The organism is Lientehia hominis, assembly GCF_021044755.1.
In the GTDB taxonomy this organism is placed as follows: Bacteria; Bacillota; Clostridia; order Lachnospirales; family Lachnospiraceae; genus Lientehia; species Lientehia hominis.
This window is the reverse complement of record NZ_JAJNOR010000001.1, coordinates 372,336-397,043: the sequence shown is the minus strand read 5'-3', so window position 1 is coordinate 397,043 and position 24,708 is coordinate 372,336. Positions and strand designations below refer to the sequence as shown.

The window sequence follows — 24,708 nt, the reverse complement described above, 5'->3', positions numbered from 1 at the left end:
TCCCATTTATGGGATTCTTTATTTATATTTGAAATATTCTATTTAGTAATCGTATTTCGGTCCCCGGCGCTTACTGTGCCCGCCGTCTTTTTTTCCTTTGAAGCCTTTGGGGAACTCTCTTTTTCCGTAATCCCTGCTGTCATACCGGGGTTTGCGCCTACGGGATTCCTTTTCTCTTCCAAGCACCAGAGGATAGACGTCCTGGACGGAAGAGAGCCGTTTGTTCTTTTTCTGGAGCCGCTCGCAGAGGGCGGCGGCAACCGTCTCCGCAGAATAGCCCTCTTCCTTCAGCTGGCTGACAAGAGCGAGATACTGCTGGTCTATGCCCTTGCTCACCTGTCTGCGGATGATGTCGGCCAGTTCCGCAGTGCCGGAGGCTGCTATGCTCTCAAGCGTTGGAATCGGTTTTTCCCTTATGGACATCCCCACATACCGTTCGATTTCATGAAGCTGCATAAGCTGTTTGCGGTTTGTGACCAGCGTATGACTGGAGCCGGATTTTCCTGCGCGTCCTGTTCGGCCGATACGGTGGATGTAGTATTCATTTTCCTGAGGAATGTCATAGTTAAAAACGGCTTCCACATCGTCCACGTCAATCCCTCTTGCCGCTACATCTGTAGCTACCAGGATTCCGCTTCGCCCGGACTTGAATTCTCTCATGACGATATTTCTTTGGCTCTGCTTCAGGTCGCCGTGGAGCCCTGCCGCGCGGAAGCCTGATTCACAGAGGGATTCGGAAAGCTCATCGACCATCTTTTTTGTGTTGCAGAACACCAGAGCTCGTTTGGGGCGGCAATATTCCAGGAGAAGCTTCAGCGCATCATCTTTTCGTTCCTTTGGTATGAGATAATAGTTCTGCTCGATACTGGAGACGGTCCGCTGCCCTTTGTCAGCCTTGACAATGATCGTGTCTGTCTGGAAATCTTCTGTGATCTTCATGATCGCCGGCGGAAGAGTGGCACTGAAGAGGATGGTCTGATGCTCGCTGGGAGCGCTCTCCAGGATACTGCGGATATCGTCGATGAAGCCCATATTGAGCATTTCATCGGCCTCATCCAGCACTACGGTCTGCAGATGGTCAAGCTTCAGAGTCTTGCGGCGGAGATGGTCCATCACCCGGCCAGGAGTTCCCACGACGATCCGCGCGGTTTTTAACATCCGGATTTGATTGGTCATGGACTCGCCACCATATACGGCGGCGACAGAAATATTGGACAAATATTTTGCGTATTTGCGGATCTCATCGGTTATCTGAACCGCCAGTTCCCTGGTGGGAGAAAGGATCAAAACGCTGGCTTTGTCCGAGTTATCTGCGGTCTTCTGGACGATGGGGATGCCGAAAGCGGCGGTTTTGCCCGTGCCGGTGCTGGAACGTCCGGTGACATCCCGGCCCTCCAGTATGGAGGGAATGGCTGCTCCCTGAATATCGGTGGCTTCCGTATATCCCATATCTGAGATTGCCCGCAGGATTTCTTTTCGTAGATTCAGTTCATTAAAATTCATTTGCTACCTGTACTTTCTTTATATTTTAGATTGACATTATTTCATTATAGCACATGTTGGGAAAAAATGCCGTAAAAAATACAGGAAACTTATTTATTTCGATAATTTTTCCAGATCTTCATAAAAAGCCGGGTAAGAAATCTTCACGCAGTCCCGCCCTTTAATGTCCGGAATTCCGTCACTTACCAGGCCTGCGACTGTGAAGCTCATGGCTACCCGGTGGTCCAGACGGCTGTCGATGACTGCTCTGTGCAGGGAAAAGCCGCCCCGGATGATCATTCCGTCTTCTGTTTCTTTTACATCCGCACCCATGGCCGACAGGCCTTCGGTCATGACGGCAATACGGTTGGATTCCTTTACTTTTAATTCGGAAGCGTCCCGTATGACCGTAGTTCCTTCTGCGAAGCAGGCGGCGACGGCGATGATGGGAAGCTCGTCAATTAATGTGGGGATGATCTCTCCTTCGATTACCGTGCCATGGAGCGCGCCGGATTTCACCAGTATGTCAGCGGCCGGTTCTCCGGAGCAGATGCGCGGGTTTAAAAGAGTGATATCGGCCCCCATATTCTGGAATACCCGGAGGATCCCGTCTCTGGTGGGATTTATGCCTACATTTTTTAAGAGCAGTTCGGAACCGGGCACTAAAATTCCCGCAGCCAGGAAATAGGCGGCGGATGAGATATCGCCGGGAACCAGTACCTCTTGTGCACAGAGCTCTTCAGGAGGCGTTATGGATACCGTCGTGTTTTCCGTGGCAATCTGTGCTCCAAAGGCCTGCAGCATAAGCTCCGTGTGGTTCCGGGAGACAAGTGGCTCCGTCACCTGTGTGGCGCCGTCAGCATAGAGGCCGGCCAGAAGGACGGAGGATTTCACTTGCGCGGAGGCCACAGGCGACTCATAATGAATGCCATGCAGTTTCTGTCCGCGGATACGGAGGGGGGTACAGCCATTCCCGCGTATGCTTACGATATCGGCTCCCATTTTGGAAAGAGGAGTGATGATCCGGGCCATGGGGCGCTTCTGGATAGAAGAGTCTCCGGTCAGCTCTGTGGAAAAATCCTGTGCGGAGAGGATGCCGGATATCAGGCGGACAGTGGTACCGCTGTTTCCGCAGTCCAGGATGCCTTTCGGAGCCTGAAGCCCGTGGAGTCCTTTTCCGCGGATGAGTACCTCTGTTCCGTTATTTTCGACGGGGATGCCCATTGCCCGGAAGCAGCCGATGGTGGACAGACAGTCGGCGCCCTGGAGAAAATTTTTCACCCGCGTGGTGCCGCGGGCCAGTGCGCCGAGCATGATGCTTCTATGGGAAATGGATTTATCACCGGGTACAGTGATTTCCCCTTTTAATGGTCTTGTCATGTTTTTACCTCAAATCTGGGGGTACTGGTCTATGTTGTCTCTTTACCTGTGATAGACAGTATAGCGGCATTGAGTCAGCAGATCGACCGCTCTTATGGAAGCATCCTCCTCATAAAATTCTATTTTAAGGACGCCTTCCTCAAACTCACGGTTGTGTATGATCCCGATGTTCTTGATGCTGATCTGATGTGCTGCCAGAATGGTGGCGATGGTAGCGATGGCCCCTGATTCATCCACGATATCGCAGTACAGAGAGTATTCCTTTTTGATCGGGCCGGAAGAACGGTCCGGTATGGAATTCCTGTATTCTCTGGAGGTATCGAATAAATCGTATACAGCCTGGTCATCGCCTCCTGCCACTGCCGTTCGTACCTGCTCTAAAGAAGCGATATAGTCTCCGAGGATGGCCTGGATGTTTTCCCGATTGGTCGCACAGATCTGCTGCCACATGACAGGAGAGGAGGAGGCGATTCTTGTAATGTCCTTAAAGCCTCCGGCGGCTACCAGCTTCATCGTTTGTTCGGGAGTATCTTTATCCTTAACCAGATTCACGAGACTGGAAGCAATGAGGTGCGGAAGATGACTGATGCCGGCGACGATATAATCGTGCTGTCGATAATCTAAGATCAGGGGGAGGGCCGACAGCGACAAAGCCAGCCGGCGCAGCTCCTCCACCTTTTCCGGCGGAGAAAAGGGCGTGGGCGTGATCACATAATAGGCGTTTTCCACCAGGTGGTCAGTGGAATACTTGTAGCCGCTTTTTTCAGAACCGGCCATGGGATGGCCGCCGATGAAATTGGCCTCCAGTCCCATATTCCCGACCGCTTCATGAATATTTGTCTTTACGCTTCCCACATCGGTGAGGATGGCATCCTTTCTAAGGTGGGGCCGGATGGCTGTCAGATATTCTTCATTGTAAGAGACCGGGGTGCACAGGAAAATGTAGTCGCATCTCAAAAGATTATCGTCCACTCCCTCCAAAGCTTCGTCAATGGTCCCGTCCCTGAGTGCTGCATCTAAGGTGGAGCGGTGGCGGGCGTAAGCCATGATACGGTGATTCCGGTTGGCACGTTTGAGGCCCTTGGCAATGGAGCCTCCGATAAGGCCCAGGCCGATAAAGCCGAATGTCAGATCATTCATCGGAACGTCCTTCCTGCCAGTTTGGCGTAGGGATCAAGATTATCGCAGAGCTGATTGAAGTCTTCGAAAGTCAGGGACTGGGGCCCGTCGGAGAGAGCGCACTCCGGGCAGGGATGTACTTCTACCATCAGGCCGTCGGCTCCCGCCGCGATGGCCGCCTTTGAAAGGGGAGCTACGTAAGCGCGGACTCCGGTGGCGTGGCTGGGGTCCACGATGACCGGCAGATGAGTCTTGGCCTTAAGAACAGGCACTGCACTTAAATCCAGAGTATTCCTGGTGGCTTTTTCAAAGGTACGGATGCCGCGTTCACATAGGACCACATTGGCATTTCCCTCGGCCACTATGTATTCGGCGGCGTTCAGCCATTCATCGATGGTGGCGGAGAGACCGCGCTTCAGCATCACGGGAATGCCGGTCTTGCCGACCTCTTTTAACAGCTCAAAATTCTGCATGTTTCTGGCGCCGATCTGTATCATGTCCACATATTTAACGGCGATTTCCAGTGCATGGATGCTGGTCACCTCACAGATGGTCCGCAGATCTGCGGCTTCTCCGGCATCCTTCATATATTGAAGGCCTGTTTCCTCCAGCCCCTGGAAGGAGTAGGGAGAGGTACGGGGTTTGTAAGCGCCTCCCCGCAGCATGGAAGCGCCGGCTTTTTTTACAGCCATAGCCGTTTCCATGACCTGGTCCGCGCTTTCCACGGCACAGGGGCCGGCCATGATAGTCAGAGTTTTCGGGCCGATGGAGACGTTTCCGACGGTAATGGTGGAATCCTCAGGATGGAATTTTTTATTTGTCAGCTTATAGCTTTCGGTGACCGGAACGATCCTGTCCACGCCGGGAGCAATTTCTATATTGGAATGGGCCAGTTTAGTCTTATCGCCCACTACGCCGATGATGGTTACCTGGGAGCCCTGGGAAAGATGAGCAGTCAGTCCTTTGGATTCGATCATTTCTACAATGTGGTCCACATTTCCTCGGGTAACGCCGGGTTTCATAATGATGATCATAATGTCATGTCCTTTCTGTATTTCCTCATACCATGGGTATTGTAAATCAGAAAACCGGCTTTGTCAACGCTTTTTCACGTTAAAGCGTAACGGGATAAAGTGTTTTATACAATTCAGATATTTTTGTTGCTATTCTCAAAACTTTTTAGTACAATATAACTAAGTCTTGGGATGAGGGATTTATGACATCTTGCCGTCAGATTTTGGGACGGCGTGGGGACAAATACAGAAAAAAGGGAGGAAGTATCTTATGAACGTTTTTGAATCGGAAAGAATTCGCAACGTCGTATTATTGGGGCATGGAGGCGCAGGTAAGACGACTCTGGTGGAAGCGATGGCACATGTCACCGGAGTTACCACGCGTCAGGGTAAAATAACGGACGGAAATACCATAAGCGATTTCGATAAAGAAGAAACAAAACGTCTGTTTTCGATTTCCACAACTGTGATTCCCATCATGTGGGAAGGGATTAAGATTAATTTTTTGGACACTCCCGGCTATTTTGATTTTGTGGGAGAAGTGGAAGAGGCTCTAGACGTCGCAGACGCGGCGATTATCGTGATAAATGGAAAATCCGGTGTAGAAGTGGGAACCCAAAAGGCATGGGATTTCTGCGAGAAGCATAATCTGCCCAGGATTATCTTTGTTACAAATATGGATGATGACAACGCCAGCTATCGGCAGATCGTAGAGGACCTGCAGGGGCTTTATGGAAAGAAGATCGCTCCGTTCCATCTGCCCATCCGTGAGAACGAACGGTTTGTAGGTTTCGTGAACGTGGTCAAGATGAAGGGCAGGAGATTCCTAAGCCTGAGCGACTATGAGGAATGTGAGATTCCGGAGTACTCCATGAAAAACCTGGAGCTTTGCCGGGAGGCACTGATGGAATCCGTGGCGGAGACAAGTGAAGAATACATGGACCGGTATTTTGCCGGTGAAGAGTTTACATATGATGAGATTTCCATCGCACTCAGGACTCATGTGATGGACGGCTCGATCGTTCCGGTACTCATGGGCGCCGGCGTAAACGGACAGGGCACTACGATGCTCCTGCAGGCGGTGGAAAAATATTTTGCCTCGCCGGAAAAACTGGAGCTTGCGGGGACCAACGCGGTTACAGGAGATATCTTCGAAGCGAATTACCAGGATGCAAATCCTCTCAGCGTGAAGGTCTGGAAGACTCTGGTGGATCCCTTTATTGGAAAATATTCTTACGTGAAGGTCTGCTCCGGCGTGCTCCGTCCGGATTCAGCTCTCTATAACGCGAATAAGGAAGCAGAGGAGAAGGTCGCGAAGCTGTACGTGATGCGCGGCAAAGAGGCCATTGAGGTGTCGGCGTTAAGAAGCGGTGATATCGGAGCCATTCCGAAGCTGACCGTGACGAATACAGGAGATACGCTCTCCACAAAGGCAGTTCCGGTGGTATTTGACAGACCTGCCATCTCCAAGCCTTATACATATATGAGCTACAAGGCGAAGAACAAAGGAGATGAGGATAAGATCGCAGGTGCTCTCGGCAAGCTGATGGAAGAGGATCTGACGCTTAAGTCGGTCGTTGATAAAGAAAACAGGCAGAGTCTCCTTTATGGGATTGGTGACCAGCAGCTGGAGGTAGTGGTAAGCAAGCTGTTCAGCCGCTATAAAGTGGAGGTGGAACTGTCCAAGCCGAAAATTGCTTTCCGCGAGACCATCAAAGGAAAAGTCAAGGTACAGGGCAAACATAAAAAGCAGTCCGGCGGACATGGGCAGTACGGAGATGTCGTCATTGAGTTCGAACCCTCCGGCGATCTGGGAAAGCCGTATGTGTTTGAGGAAAAGATCGTAGGCGGCGTCGTTCCGAGAAACTATTTCCCCGCGGTGGAAAAGGGTATCCAGGAATCCGTCCTGAAAGGACCGCTGGCCGGATATCCGGTGGTGGGTCTGAAAGCGACTTTGGTATTCGGTTCTTATCACGCAGTGGATTCCTCCGAGATGGCGTTTAAGATGGCGACTATTCTGGCGGTGAAAAAGGCGTTTTCCGAGCCGGATGCGAAGCCGGTCCTTCTGGAACCTATCGCTTCTATGAAGGTTATCGTGCCGGATCGGTTCACAGGTGATATTATGGGTGATCTGAACAAGAGACGGGGACGTGTGCTGGGGATGAATCCCGACCATGCGGGAAACCAGGTCATCGAGGCGGATATTCCCATGTCAGAGCTGATTGGATATTCCACGGATCTTCGTTCCATGACAGGTGGAATCGGCGATTTTGAATATGAGTTCACCCGTTACGAGCAGGCTCCCGGTGATGTTCAGGCAAAAGAAATCGCGGCGAGGGCGGCGGAAGAGTAAGGTAAAGAAAAAAGAAAGAATCCCGCTTATCCGGGATGCGGTAACGAAAGGAAAAGTATGTAGGATGGCGCTGCAGCCGGAAGGTTGCAGCGCCATCTTTTTGAAATTGCAGCGGCTTTCCGAAATAATCAAAAAACCGCTGCACAGACACAGCGAAACAGAGGAAGAAAGTTTCTCCCTCATAATATTTCGCCATGCTATGTAACGGTCTTGCATTTCAAAGCCTCGAAACTGAAAGTTTTTGCTCTGCTTTCCACATGGCCGCATACTTGCCGTTTTGCGATAAAAGCTCATAATGCGTACCGGCCTCGGCTATTCTTCCACCAGATACAACAAGTATCTGATCTGCATTTTTAACGATAGACAATGTATGTGCAATCATCACAACGGTTTTTTTAGCTTTTAGCAGATTGGAAATCGCCTCTTTTACGGCCAATTCGTTTTCAATGTCAAGGGAAGCCGTCGCTTCATCCAGGAGTAGGATAGGACTATTTTTCAAAATGGCACGAGCGATAGAAAGCCGTTGCCGCTCACCTCCAGAAAGAAGATTGCCGTTTTCTCCTGTCGGTGTGTCATAGCCTTTCTCCATTTTGCGGATAAAGCCATCACAGTTTGCTTCCTTACAGGCGGCTTCAATTTCTGCGTTGGTGGCGTCTGGGCGGGCGTGACGGATATTTTCACGAATAGTATCATCAAATAGAAATACATCCTGATCTACCATTGAAATCTGCTCCAAAACTCGCTCTGCTGCCACATGGTTGATTGCTTTTCCGCCTATGGAAATCGTGCCGCCTGTCGGCTCGTAGTATTTGGAGATCAAATTCAAAATCGTAGATTTACCCGAACCGGAATCGCCCACAATAGCAGTCAATTTTTGATCGGAAACCGTAAAAGAAATGTGTTGTAAAACGGGTTCCTCTGCAACATAGGAAAAATCCACACGGTCAAAAGTAATCTCATGGGTGGCTGTTTGAAGCGGCTCCATACTTCCTTGTTCTTCCGGCTCGTTGATGATGTCAATGATTTTATCTCTGGAAATTTTAAGGTTTTTATAACTCATAAGGCCCCGCGAAATAGAATCTGATAATTTTGCCAAAAGCATAGGCAGCATACAAATAAGTAAATAGGAAACAGGGTCTAATTTTCCTGAAAGCAGGGGGCCGGAAGCCGCTATGACCATAATAGGAAGTCCTAACCAAAGGAAAACACATTGAATGGCATTGGTGGGAATGCCATGTTTTTCATAGTCGTAACTTACATCGCTGAATTTCTTCAAGTCTGAAGTAACCGTTTTATTTTTTGTGCCGCCTACTCCATAAGCACGAAACGTCTGTATGCCGGTAATATATTCAACAATGCTGCTGACCGCTTCGGCACTTACCTTATTCTTTTCTGTTCCGTATTTTTTGACAACCCGGAAAGAGAGCCACAAAAATGGAATCAATACCAGTTCTACACAGGCAAGAATAATTCCGCCCGGAAGCCAGATATAGCCAACAAAAACAATCATCATCAGGCAAAAGGCAATGTACTTCACCAGATCGCCAACAGTATGCGTCAAGATTTTTTCATAATTATTTACATCACTTGTGATAATATTGATGTATTGTCCAGTTTGCCCCTGGGTGAACCGTGACAAAGGTATTTTCTTGATTTTATTACCCAAAAACAACCGGATGCGGTTGCTCACCGCAGCACCGCCAATCTGACTTTCCGTATATCCGATTCCATAAACAATAATTCTTAAAACAAATATCCCTGCGAGAGACAGCGCTGAGTAAAGCAAGAATGAGAAATTAACTTTTCCGGCCCATAGCATTTTCATAACTTCATATAAGAGAAAGAAGTTGAAACCGGACAGCATACCCTCAAGCACATTTAAAACCATGCCTATATAGAACTTTCCGTTTTTCCGCATTGGATTTTCAAGCATTTTTTGTACCCCCTTCTAACTGATATGACATATTCCTCGCTGTTTCATAATCCGTCCATGCGTGGTTATAGTAGTCATTTTCTTTTCGTACTTTCTCGTGAAATCCCACGGAAGTAATTGTATGATGTTCAACTACAGCTATCCGATGACACATTTTCAGTGCACTCAACCGATGCGCCACAATAATGACGGTTTTTCCTTTACAGAGGTTTTCAATCGCTTTGTCAATCTCAACCTGGTTTTCAGGGTCAGCCGCGCTTGTAGCCTCATCCAAAATTAAAATTGGTGCATTTTTAAGGATTGCCCTCGCTATGGCTATTCTTTGTTTTTCACCACCAGAAAACCGGGAACTGAAGCTGCCCACTTTCGTATCATATCCATTTGGCAATGACATAATAAAATTATCAATTTGTGCTTCTTTTGCGGCGGCCCGCACTTCTTTGAGCGTGGCATTGGTACCCATGCGGATATTTTCAATTACACTATCACGGGTCAAAAAAGTCTTTTGAAATACAATTGCAACATTTTGCAGGAGGGTTTCATAATTGATGTCCTTTACATTCTTTCCACCAATCAAGACCTCCCCTTCCTGGACGTCATAGAAACGGGAAATCAGTTCAATAACGGTACTTTTTCCAGCCCCAGATCGCCCAACTAAGGCCATGCGTTCCCCGTCGTCTACTTTCAAATTACAATGTTCAAGTACATCTGTTTTTCCATCATATGAAAATCTGACATTTCTCAGTTCAATATCATGTTTGTCAGGAAAATCCGTACCGCCTTCAAACGTAGAAATATTCAATATTTCCTCGGTTTTGGTCACACCGGCGAGTACCTGTGCAAAGCTGCTGCCCAATTCCTGCAATGGTCGGATCTCGGTCAAATACATAGAGCCGACAAAGGCAAAAAGTAAAAATATGCTGGCTGTTATCGAGCCTTTCAGAAAGAACATTCCACCTAAAGGAATCATGAGCAGCATACCACACTCGATCACAACAATAAAAGCGGCATAAAACGGCCCCATTTTTTTTGACATTTGATTCCATACGCTGTTTTCTTCTTGAACAGCAGCAGAAAACTTCTGAAATGATTTGCTTCCCATGTTATATGCTTTGATCAATTTCATACCGCTTATGTATTCCACCATGACAGAATTCAAATTTGCTACGGACTTATTTGCTCTCCCCATCATGCCGGAAGCACCTGCGAACATACATCCCATAACAGCAAGCGCCAGAACGAGAGGAATCAGTGAGATAAGAGCCAGAGGGACATTGACCGTCAGCAGATAGATAAATACTACAATCGGGCCAACGAGATAGCAAACCAGTTCCGGCATATTATGGGCAAGAAATAATTCCAGCTTTTCAATATCTTCATTGAGAACAGTTTTGATTTCTCCTGTGCTCCGTTCATTCAAGGCTCCCAGCGGTACTTTTGCCATATGGTCAACAACCATGCAGCGCACTTTATATAATGCACGATAGGCTCCCTTATGAGAAGCGACACCAGACGCGCCGAATAAAATAAACCGAATCAGGATTGATCCAAAAATCAAGGCGGCATCCTTCATGACAAACTCTGTGGTAAAGGTATTATTGTAGACTGCTTCCATCAGCCGATAAATCCCATAATAAGGAATCATCGTACAAAGCCCGCTGATAAGCGATAACAGAATGGATAAATACATCCAATATTTTTCCCGACCAACCCATTCGAGCAGCAGCTTGAGTGGACTCTTCTTTTTTTCCATAAATAATTTCTCCTTTCCAGGCAGCCCTATCGAATAGAAAACAGCTTTTTCAGTGTTTTCTCCTCGGCCACAGATACGGGTATATCACACGGTTCCCCATGATCTATATGGAGAACACGAGTACAGGTACGGCAAACAAATTCATAATCATGTGTCACAATAAAAATAATTTTTCCCAATGCTGCCAACTCCTTTACGAGATCCGCAACTTGCGTCATACTGTCGTAATCAAGACCGGAGGTGGGCTCATCAAATACCAGAAGTTCTTTCCCGCAGATCATGCTGACCGCTGCTGCTAACCGCTGCTTCTGCCCGCCGGATAGAGTGTTGGGATGTTTATCACCGTAAGGGGTAAGCCCTAATTTTTCCATTACAGCCTCCACCAAAGCGGTGTCAGGATTTCGGATTCCAAAGGAACACTCAGATTTTACACTGTCTGCAAAAAGTTCATAATTCACATCTTGCATTACCATATAGGAAAGCCTTAGACGTTTTTTCCTGTCCTGGGGCTGCCCGCCCCACAAAAATTCTCCTGTTGTATGCTTGTGAAGCCCGCACAATGCTCTCGCAAAAGTGGTTTTTCCAGCTCCATTATGGCCTGCAATTCCAATCACTTCGCCCGGACCGGCAGTCAAATTGATATTTTTTAAAACAGACTTCTTTTTATAAGATATGGAAACGTCCCGCAGTTTCAATAACGGTACGGGCTGAACGACTTCGGAAATCTCAGGATGTACTTCCTTCAAATCTGTTGCTCTCAACCGCATGGCTTCCCGCTTAAATGTCGGTATTTTTTGAAAATCCTCCGGCGTATAAATGCCTTTGATTTCCCCCTGCTCAAAAAAAACAATGCGATCTGCTATATCCATGAGATAATACAAGCGATGTTCTGCAATCAGTATCGTTTTTCCCTGCTTTTTTATGAGCTGCAGATGTTTTCGCAAGTCCTCAATGGCGTCCATATCCAGGTTGGAAGATGGTTCATCCAAAAGATATATATTCGGGTTCATGGCATAAACCGACGCAAAAGCAACTTTTTGTTTTTCGCCTCCAGACAATTCATGCAGGGAGCGATTACGTAGGCTTTGAATTCCTAATTTTTCTATCGTTGCGTTGACACGTTCCCTGAGTTCTTTCGGTGGTCTGGCTTCATTCTCAAGTCCAAAAGCAATTTCGCTGTCGCTGTCAACATTGAAAAACTGTGTCCGAGGATTTTGAAATACAGAGCCGATATGTTCTGCTAATTCGTACATAGGAAAATCGTCCACATTTTTATGATCCACCAATACATTGCCCTCTAGATTTCCGGGATAAAACCGGGGAATTAGCCCGTTGATCAAACGCGTGATGGTGGTTTTTCCGCACCCGCTGCCCCCACAAAGTAAAATACATTCCCCGTTTTGTATGGTGAGGTTTATATCATGGAGCCCGCCGTTTACCTGACTGGAATAGCTAAAAGTAATGTCCTTTAATTCAATCACAGAAATACCCCCTTACAAAACTGTCCGGCCAGGAACATTGCCAAAAAACATAAAAATACAATCAAATCGCTGATACCAAAACGTACTTGGATAAAAGAGGTGCGTGGTTTGGGGTTTTCAATTCCCCGTGTGACCGATGCTATTGTTAGCTCATCCGCTGTTTTGGAAGCCGCCATCATTAGAGGCACATAAATACATTCGATGGTCATACCGGGATATTTCAAAAAATTTTTTAAAGACGGCGAAACATCCCGCATTTTCATAGCGTCCTTAATAAAACGCCAATCCTCCCGTATTGTTGGCATATGGCGTAGCATGACCGCAATCGGCACAACGATTTTTTTGGAAATATGGCTGCGATTCATTGCTGAAAGAAATTCGCCAGTCTTCGTTGTGGTAAGAATAATTCCCGATAGAAAACCGCAAGGGTACACCTTATGTACTAAGCCAAAAAATGCCACCAACATAACCTGTACAGAGCCGTGAAGCTGCATCGTGGCAAGTGTCAAAAAGTAAAAAATCATATATACGATCATGCCAATAAGGGCATAGCGAATTTTTCCACAGGAAAGACCAAACACAGATACCAAACAGACTAAAAGAATCTCATAAAACAATGAGGGAGCCATAGCCGCAGTTAACACACATAAAAGTAAAAGTACAATTTTGGTACGCGGGTCTATCCATAAGCCGGAACGAACCTTTTTGCTGCTCATGCAGTAATCCCTGCCTTTTCAAACTGTTTTTTCAAAAGCTTGCGTCCAATCAAACCGCTGACGATGGCAAGTACAACTGTTCCAAGGAGAATAACGGGCAGCATGCCAATGGGGGCTGAATTGGCCATAATATCGATGTATTCCTGTGAAGTTCCTTTTTCCAGCATGATCTGCGCCCAAGCCGCAGGATTGACCGAATAAGCAAGAAACACACCGGCAGGCCCGAGGCAGAACAGGGCGAACGCCGCAATATTCCATTTGGTATTTTTACAGCCACGCATGCCGGCTGCAAGATCGGCTACAATACCCATCACGATATATCCCAAATCCATCGCCCAGTGCATGCCAAACACGAACCAGATAATACCGTTGATAATACCACAAATTGCGATGTTTCCGCGCTTTGGCACTTTTGCTACCATTAGCAAAAAGACAGGGCCGCAGAGCAGTGCGATTCCCAGCGGTTGATAGAAGGTGAGTGCTGGATTGGGTGCAAACGGTAAGGAACCTATTAACTCAAAAACAAAGAATAACGCGTTGAAAATACCGATTGAGACTAAATCCTTTACTGTAAGACCTTTCTTATTCAGATAGGATGACTGCTGATTCGACATTTGTTTTTCCTCCTTTTGAAGCGTCGTCTTGACGCTTGAAATATAATGTGATATCATGGGGTTAGATACCGCTAACCACATGAAACAGCATACTCCACGATACTCGTTCTTACAATACTTTGAAGAAGGGTTCGTGTAATCAGGGTATAAGTTCGTGCAATCGTGGCATAAACGAAGCGGAGGCGAAAAAATGAGCAACATCGTTGATTTTTATAAAGAGCAGTTTGCTGAAAAAGGATTTATCCCTGATACAGAAAATGACACCTATTGCGGTATCGGTTCGACCTGGAAATTCTCTGATGAAATAGGCGGCGGATATTTTTGGATTTATTCTGTAAAAGACTTATTTAGTATTAGAATCCACGATTTCTTTTTTCATAAAGACACCATTATGGAATTTTCATGGCCTGAATGTTTAAGTATTGACCAATACGAATCCGTTTCGGGAGAAGAACTTTCTCCATATCGTCGATTAGAAGCAGGAAGTATCAAAAGTTTTATTGGAGGTTATAAGCCTTATAAAGTTTTGATTCACAAAAAAATACCGGTTCGTTCCATTGGAATTGAAATTATGCCAGCTTATTACGAAGACTGTCTCAAAAAACGATATCCCGGTGAATATGCAAGTCCTCAAGAGGCTTTTGCCTCAGTTGGACAAACAATGAATTTTCCCGAAATGTCAAAGCTGCTGAAACAGGTGAAAGACTACCGCGGAGAAGGAATAGCTGCAAGCCTATTCTATGAGGGAAAAGTGGCAGAAGCGATTGCGCTTACAGTAGAATGGAATAAGCGTAATTTAGAAAGGCAGGAAGTAGAACGGCGCCTGTCTGCGAAGGATATTGAGGAATTAAAAACGATAACTCTATTTTTAAATGATCACTATGCACAAGATGTTACCATTGAAGAATTGACTAAAATTGCATGTATGGGAGCTACCAAGCTGCAATCTACCTTCAAGCAATACAATGATTGCACGATTACAGAATATATTCAACAGCGACGCATGAGCCAAGCCGAACATTTGTTGGCGCATACGGATCTTAATATCGGGCAGGTTGCTAAAACGGTTGGATATACAAAGGCCAGCCGGTTTGCAGAATTGTTCCGTAAGAGTACAGGTATTTTGCCAGCAGAATACCGAAAAATGGCACAAAAATAAGCTATGTATCCAGCCCCCGCGCGGCTGGGCTTTTTTAGGGGGCTGTTAATAGGCCGATATAAAAGGAACGGGCAGAGTTCAAAAACTCTGCCCGTTCCGCATTACAGATAAATAACTTCGCAATTCACAATTTCTCTCGCCCGGCCACGTGTTTAAAAAGCCTTAAAAACATCTCTTCAGCCTGCTTATCAATGGCGGCTTTATTCTTCTTTTTTCTTTTCTACCACAGGAGAATCCGGTTCATCAGCCGGAACCACATAGCCGCACTCACAGGCGGTCTCTTCGGTGACCTTTCCCCTGATCGTAAAAATCTCAATAGTCTTTCCGCATTTGGGGCAAATACGTTCTTCCGGCACAGGCGTGCGGAATTTTGCTTCACATCCATCTATTGCAGCCATCTCTATACCTCCTTTTTTCTTATATTATAGCCTCCATTGTTGAAAAGAACAAGCAGGATTCTTTGTTTTCTTTTGCCATAAGTGCTTGACGTACTCACTCCAGATGATAGAATACTAGTATTATGAAATGGAAAGATGTGGGAGAACACGGATGGGAACAAAAAAGATATTGAAGAACAAGTACTATCTTTATATGACGGAATTTTTTGCCGGCATGTCAGTAATGGCGGTGGAGCTGGGGGCCAGCCGGCTTCTGGCGCCGTATTTCAGCTCTTCTCAGATCGTCTGGACGATCATCATCGGAACGATCATGATTGCCATGGCGCTTGGAAACATCTGGGGCGGAAAAAGCGCAGATAAGAATCCGGATCCGGACAAGCTGTATATGCGCCTGATTATTGCGGCAGTCTGGATAGCTGCCATTCCTTTGGCCGGCAAATACATCATTCTTGGTATTTCGGCGCTCCTGGTATTTGCTGTGAACAGCAATCTGCTGATATGGGCGGCATTTCTGGCCTGCATGGTCATCTTTGTATTTCCGCTTTTTCTGCTGGGGACTGTGACGCCTTCTCTGGTGAAATATACGGTGGACAGCCTGGACGACAGCGGAAAGACGGTGGGTACCCTCGGCGCGTTTAATACGATCGGCAGCATCATCGGTACCTTCGTTCCTACTTTTGTCACCATACCGGCGGTAGGCACGTCCATTACATTCTTGATATTTTCCGGGATCCTGCTGGTACTCGGCTTGGTTTATTTCATCAGTACAAAAGCGAAGCCAGTGAAATGCGGGGTGAGTGTTTTTCTGTTTCTGCTCTGTAGTATTTTTGGTTCTGCGGGGAAATTTGCGTTTTGGGAAAGCGGCCTTTTATATGAAGGGGAATCCATCTATAATTATCTTCAGGTAAAGGAGGATGAGGACAGCGTAATTCTTTCTACAAACGTCCTTTTTGGAGTTCAGTCGATCATGAAGAAGGATGACAGCCTGACAGGTATGTATTATGATTATGCACTGGCAGCTCCGATCATGGCGGGAGTACCGGAAAAAAAGGACCCCTCTATTTTGGTCTTAGGCATGGGGACAGGCACTTATGCCAGGCAGTGCCAGAGATATTTTGAGGGAGTGTCCGTAGAAGGCGTGGAAATCGACCAGAAAATAACGGATCTGGCAGAGGAGTATTTCAAACTTCCGGAGGCTGTGAAGGTGACCACCTATGATGGCAGAGCGTATCTGAATGCCGTTGATGAAAAATACGATGTGATCATGGTGGACGCGTATCAGGATATCACGATTCCCTTCCAGATGTCGTCTAAAGAATTTTTCACCATGGTCCGGAATCATTTGACCGATGACGGAATCATGGTGGTAAATATGAATATGCACGCCGAAAAAGAGGGGAATATCAATCAATATCTTTCTGATACCATTGCGTCGGTCTTTGGCGCCGTCTGTACAGTGGATGTGGAAAACTCCACCAATCGAGTGCTGTTTGCATCGGAAATCCCTGATAATATGGACGCATTTGGAGCGCGGGTCAGGAAGATAGAGGAACAGGAGCTGAAAACGCTCATGGAAAAAGTAGAAGGCAGCATGGAGCCATATGAAAAGGGCGGATATCTGCTCACGGATGATCAGGCGCCGGTAGAGCTTTTGGGAATGGAAGTGATTGATGAGCTGATACAAGATGAAGTCGGCTATTACAAACAGGTTTTTAAAGAAGAGGGAATCCGAGGAGTTCTGGAAAGTTTCTGAAAAATCCGAGGCAGGATAGTTTTTCTTGACTTTGAGCGCACTCCAAGTGTTAAACTGTAAAAAAAGAGGAGGGTATCATATGGAATATAGGGTTTTAGGAAGAACGGGAATCAAGGTGAGCGCAGTTGGACTGGGCGGAGAAGGTTTTGAAGGGAAAAGTTATGAAGAATGCCGGGAGATTGTGGACTGTGCCATGGAGCAGGGCATAAATTTTATTGATATCTATAATTCCAATCCAGATGTCAGGAGCAATGTAGGAAAAGCGCTCAGCCGGTATAAGAGGGAGAGCTTTGTGGTGGAAGGACATCTGTGCTCCATGTGGGAGAACGGACAGTACCGCCGCACCAGGAAGCTGGAGGAAGTGGTGTCCGCCTATGAGGATTTCCTCGAGAGGATGCGGCTGGATTATGTGGATATCGGAATGCTTCATTACATAGACGATGACCGGGATTTTGACCGGGTTTTCGGGGGAGAGGTCCTGGAATACGCGAAGGAACTTAAGAAAAAAGGAATAATCCGCGTTCTGGGAATGTCCACCCACAATCCGGATATGGCGCTCAGGGCTGTAAAAACGGGCCTTATCGATGTGATCTTGTTCAGTGTCAATGCTGCCTACGACATGCTGCCTGCCAGCGAAGAAATAGATTTTTTATTCGAGGAAAGTACATACAAAGACAGAGTATATCAGGGAATCGACCCGAAAAGGGCAAAGCTGTATCAGACCTGCCAGAACGAAGGGGTGGCGCTGACCGTCATGAAGGGATATGCCGCCGGAGTATTGCTGAGCGAAGAGGAATGTCCATTCGGAAAGGCTTTGACTCCGGTACAGTGTCTGCATTACTGCCTGACCAGACCGGCTGTGGCTTCTGTTATGGTCGGGGCATTTGACAGAGAGCAGGTCCTGGCGGCGGCTGCGTATGGCGTGGCCAGTCAGGAAGAAAAGGATTACAGTGAGATACTTTCCGGAGCGCCGAGGAGCTCTTTCCATGGCCACTGTATGTACTGCGGCCATTGTGCCCCCTGTACCGTAAAGATTGACATAGCATCCGTGAACAAATATCTGGACCTGTCTCTGATACAGGAAAAGGTGCCGGATACCCTCATGGATCACTATGGCCTTTTGGAGCATCACGCGGGAGAATGTGTGGAGTGCGGGAAATGTATGAAGAATTGTCCCTTTGGGGTGGACATCATCGGAAAGATGAAACAGGCCGCGGCCTTATTTGGGAAATGATTTAGTAAATATAAAATAACGGGATGGAATTCTTATGGCGAAAGAATTCCATCCCGTTTCTTTTACTGGATTCCGGGAATCTTAGGAAGCTCCCCAAATGCTTTTTCCAGTTCTTCGTCAGTAGGTATCGTATCGGTCATGGTGCCGTTCAGGAAAGAGCTGTAGGCATTCATATCGAAATAACCAGTTCCGGTCAATCCGAAGAGGATGGTCTTGGCTTCTCCTGTTTCTTTGCATTTCAATGCCTCATCGATGGCGGCGCGGATAGCATGGGAAGATTCCGGAGCCGGCAGGATGGTCTCCTGTTTTGCAAAAAGTGTGGCAGCTTCGAATACCTTTGTCTGTTCTACGGAAACGGCTTCCATGTAACCGTCATGGTACAGCTTAGAAAGGATTGGAGACATCCCATGATATCTCAGGCCGCCTGCATGATTGGCAGAGGGAATAAATCCGCAGCCAAGGGTATACATTCTGGCCAGCGGCGTCACACGGCCGGTGTCACAGAAATCATAGGCGTAACGGCCTCTTGTGAGGGAAGGGCAGGACGCGGGCTCTACTGCTATGATCCTGGGGCTTGCCTTTCCTGTCAGCTTATCCTGCATGAAAGGGGCGATCAGGCCGCCCAAATTGGATCCGCCTCCTGCGCATCCGATTACGATATCCGGATATTCATCCAGCATCTCCATGGCTGTTTTGGATTCCAGCCCGATGATGGATTGATGCAGTAAGACCTGATTCAGGACAGAGCCGAGGACATAACGGCAGCCTTCGGTGGTGACCGCTTTTTCCACGGCCTCTGAAATGGCACAGCCCAGGCTTCCTGTGGTGTTGGGATCCTTTTCCAGAATCGCGCGGCCGGTGTTGGTCGTGTTACTGGGGCTGGCGACGATATGGCCGTCAAAGGTCTCGATGATCGCTTTTCGGAAAGGCTTCTGCTCATAAGAACATTTTACCATGTATACTGTCAGAGGCAGATTGTAATAGGAGCAGGCTTCCGCCAGGGCGGTGCCCCACTGGCCGGCTCCGGTCTCTGTCGTCAGGCTGGTAAGTCCCTGTTCCTTAGCGTAATATGCCTGAGCGATGGCGGAGTTGAGCTTATGGCTGCCCGACGTATTATTTCCCTCAAATTTGTAATAGATCTTGGCGGGGGTCCCAAGCGCTTTTTCCAGATTAAAAGCCCGGATCAGCGGGGAGGGACGGTACATTTTATAGAAATCCTGGATTTCCTCCGGGATATCGATGTAACGGGTCGTACAGTCCATTTCCTGATGCGCCAGCTGCTTGCAGAAGATGGGGTACAGTTCCTCTTCAGAAACAGGCTGGAAGGTTGCCGGATTTAACATCGGGTCGGGAAGCTCCCTCATATCGGCTCGGAGATTATACCATTGTTTCGGCATCTGTTCCTCTGTGAGATAAAGCCTGTGCGGAATTTTTTTCATTTTCATATCCTCCTTGTTTCATACATATAATCGGCTGCGGCAGTGCAATCCCCGCAGAGCATGTTTATTTTATAGAACGAACCTTTCCATAAAATAAAAAAACTTCTGTCTCAGTTTTCACTGGGACAGAAGCCATAAAGTCTTCTGCGGTACCACCCGGATTGATGATCGTTCATCCACTCATTCCATATGCTGCCACATATGCTTCCTTGATAACGGGTGAAGTTCCCGTCAGGTATTACTAGGCCTGCGCCGTTCTCCCTGCCCTCATGAGCCCATTCAACATCCGGTTCCCTGCTTCCTTCCACCTGCCGGAAGCTCTCTGTGAGGGATACGAGATATCTACTCTTCTCATTCACTGGTTTTACTGTCACTAACAATATACTCCAAAAGACAGGAATGTGTCAACTGTTTTTTGTGTAAATGAGATATCCTGTTAGATACGGGTAAGGGACAGAGCCGCCTGTTTTCGGTATTGGGAAGGCGTTACTCCGGTCATCCGCCGGAAGGTCTCGGTAAAGTAGCTGCTGCTCTGAAAGCCCGTCAGCCCGGCTATCTCGGTTATGGACAAGGTTCCTTCCGCCAGAAGGGGAAGACTTTTATTGATGCGGCAGGTAATGACATATTCCATCGGGCTTTGGTGCAGAATACGCTTAAAGAGCCGGCAGCATTCGCTTTGGCTCAGAGAACAGGAGCCGGCGATGTCGTTCAGCGTAACGGTGGAATGACAGGAATTCTGCACAAAGGTTATGGCCCGCTTCATCCGGGCGATATCCTTAGCTGACTGGGGAGTCTGCAGCGCAGGCTCCATGGTGTTTTCGTAAAGAAGCTGCCAGATCCGGGCCAGCCGTTCCAGAATCTTAAGCTCCAGGCAGGAGGACTTTTCCTGTTCCAGGTTTCCGATCTCTTCGATGGCAGTAAGAAATTCTTTTTGCCAGCCGGTGTTTTTGGAGAGCAGAACGGAGGACAAGTCCGCACTGGAAAGGACAGGAGCGATCTGGTTTTCATAGATGCAGCTTCCCGGCTGCCCCAGCAGGGAAGGCTCAAATCGGATGGCTTCATAGATACAGTCCTGTTCTCCGTCGGGCAGATAGCCGTGCAGCACATTGGTATTGATGAAAATGCCGGTTCCCTTTTCCAGCCGGCGGGAAACGCCGTTTATCTGACAGATGACAGAACCCTGCAGTACGGCTGCCATTTCCAGCTCCGGATGCCAGTGGTGGAGAACGGTCCGCTTGATGAAATCTGACAGCAGCTCATGTTCTACGCAGACAGGAAAGCTGCCGCTTAAAGTGCGGTTGAGCTCTCTTTGATTCTTGTCAATAAAAATAATCCTCTTATTCATTTATCGCCTCACTCCCTTCTCAATCGCAGTGCCGATATACAAGGCAGGATTGTTATAGAAATCTTGATTATAGTTATAGAGAAAGCTTTATAATGCAATTATAATGAAATTATAGAAGAAATCAAGGATTCTTTTGAAACCTATATGCGGGAGGGATCTTATGGACAAGGGACGAAGGCTTGCCATGGCATTGGCGGGCGTAGCCTTAAGCGGTATTGGATGTGGTTTCATTAAGACAGCTATGTTTGGGATGGACCCTTATACCGGTTTTATCACAGGGCTTAGTCAGTTTTCAGGGGTAGGTTATGGGAGTATCTATGCCATTGTGAATTTCGCTGTATTTATTGTCGTCTGGTTTCTAGACCAGCATTATATCGGCATAGCGACTCTGATCAACATGGTAGGAGCCGGCTATGCGGTGCAGTTTACTTCTGGATTGCTCTCTGAAGGACTGGAGTGCGCGGTCTCCGGCCTGGCACTGTCAGAGGTGGGAATGGGACTGATGCAGGCCGTTTTTTTCCTGGCGGGGCTTTTTATCCTGAGTATAGGGACAGCGCTTTATTTCACTGCAGATTTGGGAGTGTCCACTTATGATGCGGCCGCTCTAATCCTCAGGGACCGCAGCAGAGCTTCCTTGAAAACCTGCCGGATGGGGACGGACCTTTTCTGTGTTATACTCGCGCTGGTCCTGGGGGCATCCATTGGCGTGGGAACCGTGGCAACAGCTATCTGCCTGGGTCCCTTTATTGAGTTTTTCAATGGGCATGTGGCGGTTCCGCTTCTACGCGGAAAACGTCCTGTTTCCGCTGGTTAGGCGCGAGAGAAGCCACCTGCAATCTTGCAAAACATGATTGGATGTGCTAAGATGAGGACAGCCTGAATGTGCGGGAATCACGCACAGGCAGAGAGGAAATCGAGGTGGAATACTATGTTGAAGGATAATCTGGAAGCTGTGGAAAAACGTGTTCTGGCAGCATGTGAAAGGGCCGGAAGGAGCCGGGAATCGGTGAGACTCATTGCCGTCAGCAAGACAAAGCCGGTGGAGATGCTTAAAGAGATCATGAACTGCGGCATCAAAGATTTTGGTGAGAATAAGGTGCAGGAAATGTGCAGCAAGACGGAGGAGATCACAGAGCCGCTCCGGTGGCATCTCATCGGTCATCTGCAGCGAAATAAAGTGAAATATATTGTAGATAAGGCGTATATGATCCATTCGGTGGATTCTGTCCGCCTGGCCAGGGAGATTCAGAAAGAGGCAGAGAAGCACGGGGTCATCTGCCAGGTGCTCGTCGAAGTCAATATTGGAGGAGAGGAGACAAAGGACGGTGTGCCGAAGGAAGAAGCGGCGGCTCTCATCCGAGAGATCGCAGCGTTTCCCAATGTCCGGGTGAAAGGCCTGATGACCATTGCGCCTCCTGTGGAAAATCCGGAAGATGCGAGAGGATATTTCAAAGAAATGAGAGCCTTATTTGAGACGATAAAGGCAGAAAAGATACCGGGAGTGGAAATGAAAGAGCTTTCCATGGGAATGACCGGTGATTTCGAAGTGGCCATAGAAGAGGGGGCAACCATGGTCCGCGTGGGGACCGCGATTTTTGGGGCCAGACAGTATGGAGCGCCGGAATCAGCCGGCACACTTTGAGGAACTGTTTATGCCTTTTAATGGGCGGCCGCTGATCTGAAATGGAATTCAGACAGAGGCCGTCCATTTTGTATTAGATCCTTTCATCCATTCATAGAATAAAAAGGATAAAGAGAATGACAGGATGGTGGAGATCATATGCCGGATCAAAAGCTGGAAAATCTTCTGAACCTGGCTTTAGCAGTGCCGGAGGAGGAGCGGGAAAAGTCTCTGGATCTGAATGTGGGCTATGAGAAAGCAACCAATACCTGGGATATCATCGTGAAATACAGCGGAGATATCAGACGGCTGGTGGGAGATGATATCCGGGTGGTGCGGCTCCTCAATAATTATGCGATTGTAACACTGCCGGAGCCTCTGGTAGAGGCGCTTTCGCAGGAGCCGGAGATTGAATACATAGAGAAGCCGAAAGGGCTTTCCTTCGCTACGTACATTGGAAGGAGTGTTTCCTGTATCAATCAGGTGCAGATTGGCAGCGATGCTCTTCTCGGGTCAGGGGTCGTGATCGCGGTCATCGATTCCGGCGTCGATTATTGGCTGGAGGATTTCCTGGATTCTGAAGGGAACAGCCGGATTCTTTTCCTCTGGGACCAGACCATAGATGGGAATCCCCCGGAGGGGTACTATATTGGGACGGAATATACCAGGGAACAGATAAACGAGGCTTTAAGGGAAGACGACCGTTCTCTGGTGCCGTCTCAGGACTTTCAGAATCATGGCACGCCGGTTGCAGGTATTGCAGCTGGAAACGGCGGTGCAGGGGGCAGCCAATACCGGGGAGTGGCGCCGGAAAGCCAGCTTTTGGTCGTAAAGCTCGGCAATGCAGGAGGCGGATTCCCGCGGACTACAGAGCTTATGCAGGCGGTAGACTATGTAGTGCGAAAGATGCTGGAATACCGTTTTCCCCTCGTGGTAAATCTGAGCTTTGGCAATACCTATGGGTCTCATGACGGTACTTCTCTTCTGGAGCGTTTTTTGAACGACGTTTCGGATTTGGGAAAGATGGCTATCTGTGTAGGGAGCGGTAACGAGGGCGGCTCAGGAGGCCATACCTCCGGCGTCCTGATCAATCTGCCGGAGGGGGCCGACAGAGAGGCGGGCAGTACCTTCGTCCGGCTGACGGTCGGACAGTATGAGACTGGGCTCAGCCTTCAGCTTTGGAAATCTTATGTGGATCGGTTCTCCATCATGATGACAACCCCCAGAGGCAGGCGTTTGGGGCCGTTCAGCCTGGAACAGCCCATAGGCAGGTATCAGACGCCGGAAGCGAATATCTATGTATATTATGGGGAACCGATTCCTTACAGCAGCGCCCAGGAGATTTTCATTGATTTTATCCCTACGGATACTTACCTTGAGAGCGGGATTTATTATCTTCAGCTGATACCGCAAAAGATCGTGGAGGGCAGATATGACATGTGGCTGCCCAGCGAGGGAGTGCTCAACCGAGCGACCAGGTTCAGCAATCCGACACCTGATATCACGCTTACTATACCAAGTACGGCCGCGGATGTCATCACAGTCGGAGCTTATGACAGCCGTTATCTGACCTATGCGGATTTTTCCGGGAGAGGATATACGCGGGTGACCAACCAGGTGAAACCGGATCTCGTCGCTCCGGGAGTGGGAATAGAGACGATTCAGGCGGGAGGAGGTTACGGGCCGATGACCGGCACATCATTTGCCGCTCCATTTGTTACGGGAGCAGCGGCTCTCATGATGGAGTGGGGAATCATAAAAGGAAATGACCCTTATCTTTATGGTGAGAAGCTGAAAGCGTACTTAAGGCGCGGGGCGCGTCCACTGCCTGGATTTACCACATATCCAAATCCGCAGGTGGGGTACGGAGCGCTATGTCTCAACGACAGTTTTCCCGACCGCCGCTGAAAGATAT

Annotated in this window: 19 protein-coding genes and 1 other annotated feature; of the genes, 7 read left to right on the top strand and 12 right to left on the bottom strand. The window is 48.0% G+C overall.

Annotation, left to right across the window (positions count from 1 at the left end; translation table 11 throughout):
• Positions 1–42 precede the first annotated feature (42 nt).
• The 4 genes from LQE92_RS01770 to aroF all read right to left on the bottom strand — a co-directional run bounded on the left by LQE92_RS01770 (position 43) and on the right by aroF (position 5,015).
• Positions 43–1,503 carry a DEAD/DEAH box helicase gene (locus LQE92_RS01770; protein ID WP_231061292.1) on the bottom strand — a complete coding sequence of 487 codons (1,461 nt, stop codon included), beginning with the start codon at positions 1,501–1,503 and terminating at the stop codon, positions 43–45.
• A 93-nt stretch (positions 1,504–1,596) separates the two neighbouring features.
• Positions 1,597–2,862, bottom strand: coding sequence for a 3-phosphoshikimate 1-carboxyvinyltransferase (aroA, locus tag LQE92_RS01765; RefSeq protein WP_231061291.1), 1,266 nt, complete (start codon positions 2,860–2,862; stop codon positions 1,597–1,599).
• A 42-nt stretch (positions 2,863–2,904) separates the two neighbouring features.
• Positions 2,905–4,002, bottom strand: a complete 1,098-nt coding sequence (locus LQE92_RS01760) for a prephenate dehydrogenase (RefSeq protein ID WP_231061290.1) — start codon at positions 4,000–4,002, stop codon at positions 2,905–2,907.
• Positions 3,999–5,015, bottom strand: a complete 1,017-nt coding sequence (aroF, locus tag LQE92_RS01755; RefSeq protein WP_231061289.1) for a 3-deoxy-7-phosphoheptulonate synthase — start codon at positions 5,013–5,015, stop codon at positions 3,999–4,001. Before aroF ends, LQE92_RS01760 begins: the two co-directional genes overlap by 4 nt.
• 250 nt (positions 5,016–5,265) lie before the next feature.
• Here aroF and LQE92_RS01750 point away from each other — a divergent pair, with 250 nt between their 5' ends.
• On the top strand, positions 5,266–7,347 hold the full coding sequence (locus tag LQE92_RS01750; RefSeq protein WP_231061288.1) for an elongation factor G: 2,082 nt from the start codon (positions 5,266–5,268) through the stop codon (positions 7,345–7,347).
• A gap of 217 nt (positions 7,348–7,564) precedes the next feature.
• Here the strand turns inward: LQE92_RS01750 and LQE92_RS01745 are convergent, their stop codons facing one another.
• The 5 genes from LQE92_RS01745 to LQE92_RS01725 are packed head-to-tail and all read right to left on the bottom strand — an operon-like array spanning position 7,565 to position 13,844.
• The gene (locus LQE92_RS01745) at positions 7,565–9,280 is read right to left on the bottom strand and encodes an ABC transporter ATP-binding protein (RefSeq protein ID WP_231061287.1); all 1,716 of its coding nucleotides are present in this window, start codon (positions 9,278–9,280) and stop codon (positions 7,565–7,567) included.
• Positions 9,273–11,033 carry an ABC transporter ATP-binding protein gene (locus LQE92_RS01740; protein WP_231061286.1) on the bottom strand — a complete coding sequence of 587 codons (1,761 nt, stop codon included), beginning with the start codon at positions 11,031–11,033 and terminating at the stop codon, positions 9,273–9,275. Before LQE92_RS01740 ends, LQE92_RS01745 begins: the two co-directional genes overlap by 8 nt.
• A gap of 26 nt (positions 11,034–11,059) precedes the next feature.
• Complete coding sequence (locus LQE92_RS01735) at positions 11,060–12,514, bottom strand: ABC transporter ATP-binding protein (protein ID WP_231061285.1); 1,455 nt, start codon at positions 12,512–12,514, stop codon at positions 11,060–11,062.
• Positions 12,511–13,230 (bottom strand): energy-coupling factor transporter transmembrane component T, encoded by a 720-nt coding sequence (locus LQE92_RS01730; protein WP_231061284.1) that lies wholly within the window; start codon positions 13,228–13,230, stop codon positions 12,511–12,513. Before LQE92_RS01730 ends, LQE92_RS01735 begins: the two co-directional genes overlap by 4 nt.
• The gene (locus LQE92_RS01725; protein ID WP_231061283.1) at positions 13,227–13,844 is read right to left on the bottom strand and encodes an MptD family putative ECF transporter S component; all 618 of its coding nucleotides are present in this window, start codon (positions 13,842–13,844) and stop codon (positions 13,227–13,229) included. The genes LQE92_RS01730 and LQE92_RS01725 overlap by 4 nt, the downstream gene beginning before the upstream one ends.
• A gap of 190 nt (positions 13,845–14,034) precedes the next feature.
• On the opposite strand from LQE92_RS01725, the gene LQE92_RS01720 reads away from it, so the two are divergent.
• Positions 14,035–15,003: a helix-turn-helix domain-containing protein gene (locus LQE92_RS01720; protein ID WP_231061282.1), complete on the top strand. Its 969-nt coding sequence runs from the start codon at positions 14,035–14,037 to the stop codon at positions 15,001–15,003.
• 200 nt (positions 15,004–15,203) lie between these two features.
• Here the strand turns inward: LQE92_RS01720 and LQE92_RS01715 are convergent, their stop codons facing one another.
• Positions 15,204–15,401, bottom strand: coding sequence for an endonuclease Q family protein (locus LQE92_RS01715; RefSeq protein WP_231061281.1), 198 nt, complete (start codon positions 15,399–15,401; stop codon positions 15,204–15,206).
• Positions 15,402–15,552: 151 nt separating this feature from the next.
• Between LQE92_RS01715 and LQE92_RS01710 the strand changes: the two genes are divergently transcribed.
• Together LQE92_RS01710 and LQE92_RS01705 are read left to right on the top strand one after the other, a co-directional pair.
• Positions 15,553–17,154, top strand: a complete 1,602-nt coding sequence (locus LQE92_RS01710; protein ID WP_231061280.1) for a spermidine synthase — start codon at positions 15,553–15,555, stop codon at positions 17,152–17,154.
• A 79-nt stretch (positions 17,155–17,233) separates the two neighbouring features.
• A complete protein-coding gene (locus LQE92_RS01705) occupies positions 17,234–18,388 on the top strand; it encodes an aldo/keto reductase (protein ID WP_231061279.1) in 1,155 nt (384 codons plus the stop codon).
• Between the two features lie 62 nt (positions 18,389–18,450).
• Here the strand turns inward: LQE92_RS01705 and LQE92_RS01700 are convergent, their stop codons facing one another.
• Together LQE92_RS01700 and LQE92_RS01695 are read right to left on the bottom strand one after the other, a co-directional pair.
• Entirely contained in the window at positions 18,451–19,833 is a 1,383-nt protein-coding gene (locus tag LQE92_RS01700; protein WP_334301385.1) for a TrpB-like pyridoxal phosphate-dependent enzyme, read from the bottom strand.
• Positions 19,834–19,945: 112 nt separating this feature from the next.
• Positions 19,946–20,195, bottom strand: a binding site (T-box leader).
• 68 nt (positions 20,196–20,263) lie between these two features.
• Entirely contained in the window at positions 20,264–21,172 is a 909-nt protein-coding gene (locus LQE92_RS01695) for an AraC family transcriptional regulator (protein WP_231061277.1), read from the bottom strand.
• Positions 21,173–21,332: 160 nt separating this feature from the next.
• Here LQE92_RS01695 and LQE92_RS01690 point away from each other — a divergent pair, with 160 nt between their 5' ends.
• From LQE92_RS01690 to LQE92_RS01680, 3 genes are all read left to right on the top strand, one after another.
• Positions 21,333–21,986, top strand: a complete 654-nt coding sequence (locus tag LQE92_RS01690; protein ID WP_231061276.1) for a YczE/YyaS/YitT family protein — start codon at positions 21,333–21,335, stop codon at positions 21,984–21,986.
• 114 nt (positions 21,987–22,100) lie between these two features.
• Positions 22,101–22,814, top strand: a complete 714-nt coding sequence (locus LQE92_RS01685; protein WP_231061275.1) for a YggS family pyridoxal phosphate-dependent enzyme — start codon at positions 22,101–22,103, stop codon at positions 22,812–22,814.
• Between the two features lie 138 nt (positions 22,815–22,952).
• Entirely contained in the window at positions 22,953–24,701 is a 1,749-nt protein-coding gene (locus tag LQE92_RS01680; RefSeq protein ID WP_231061274.1) for a S8 family peptidase, read from the top strand.
• Positions 24,702–24,708 lie beyond the last annotated feature (7 nt).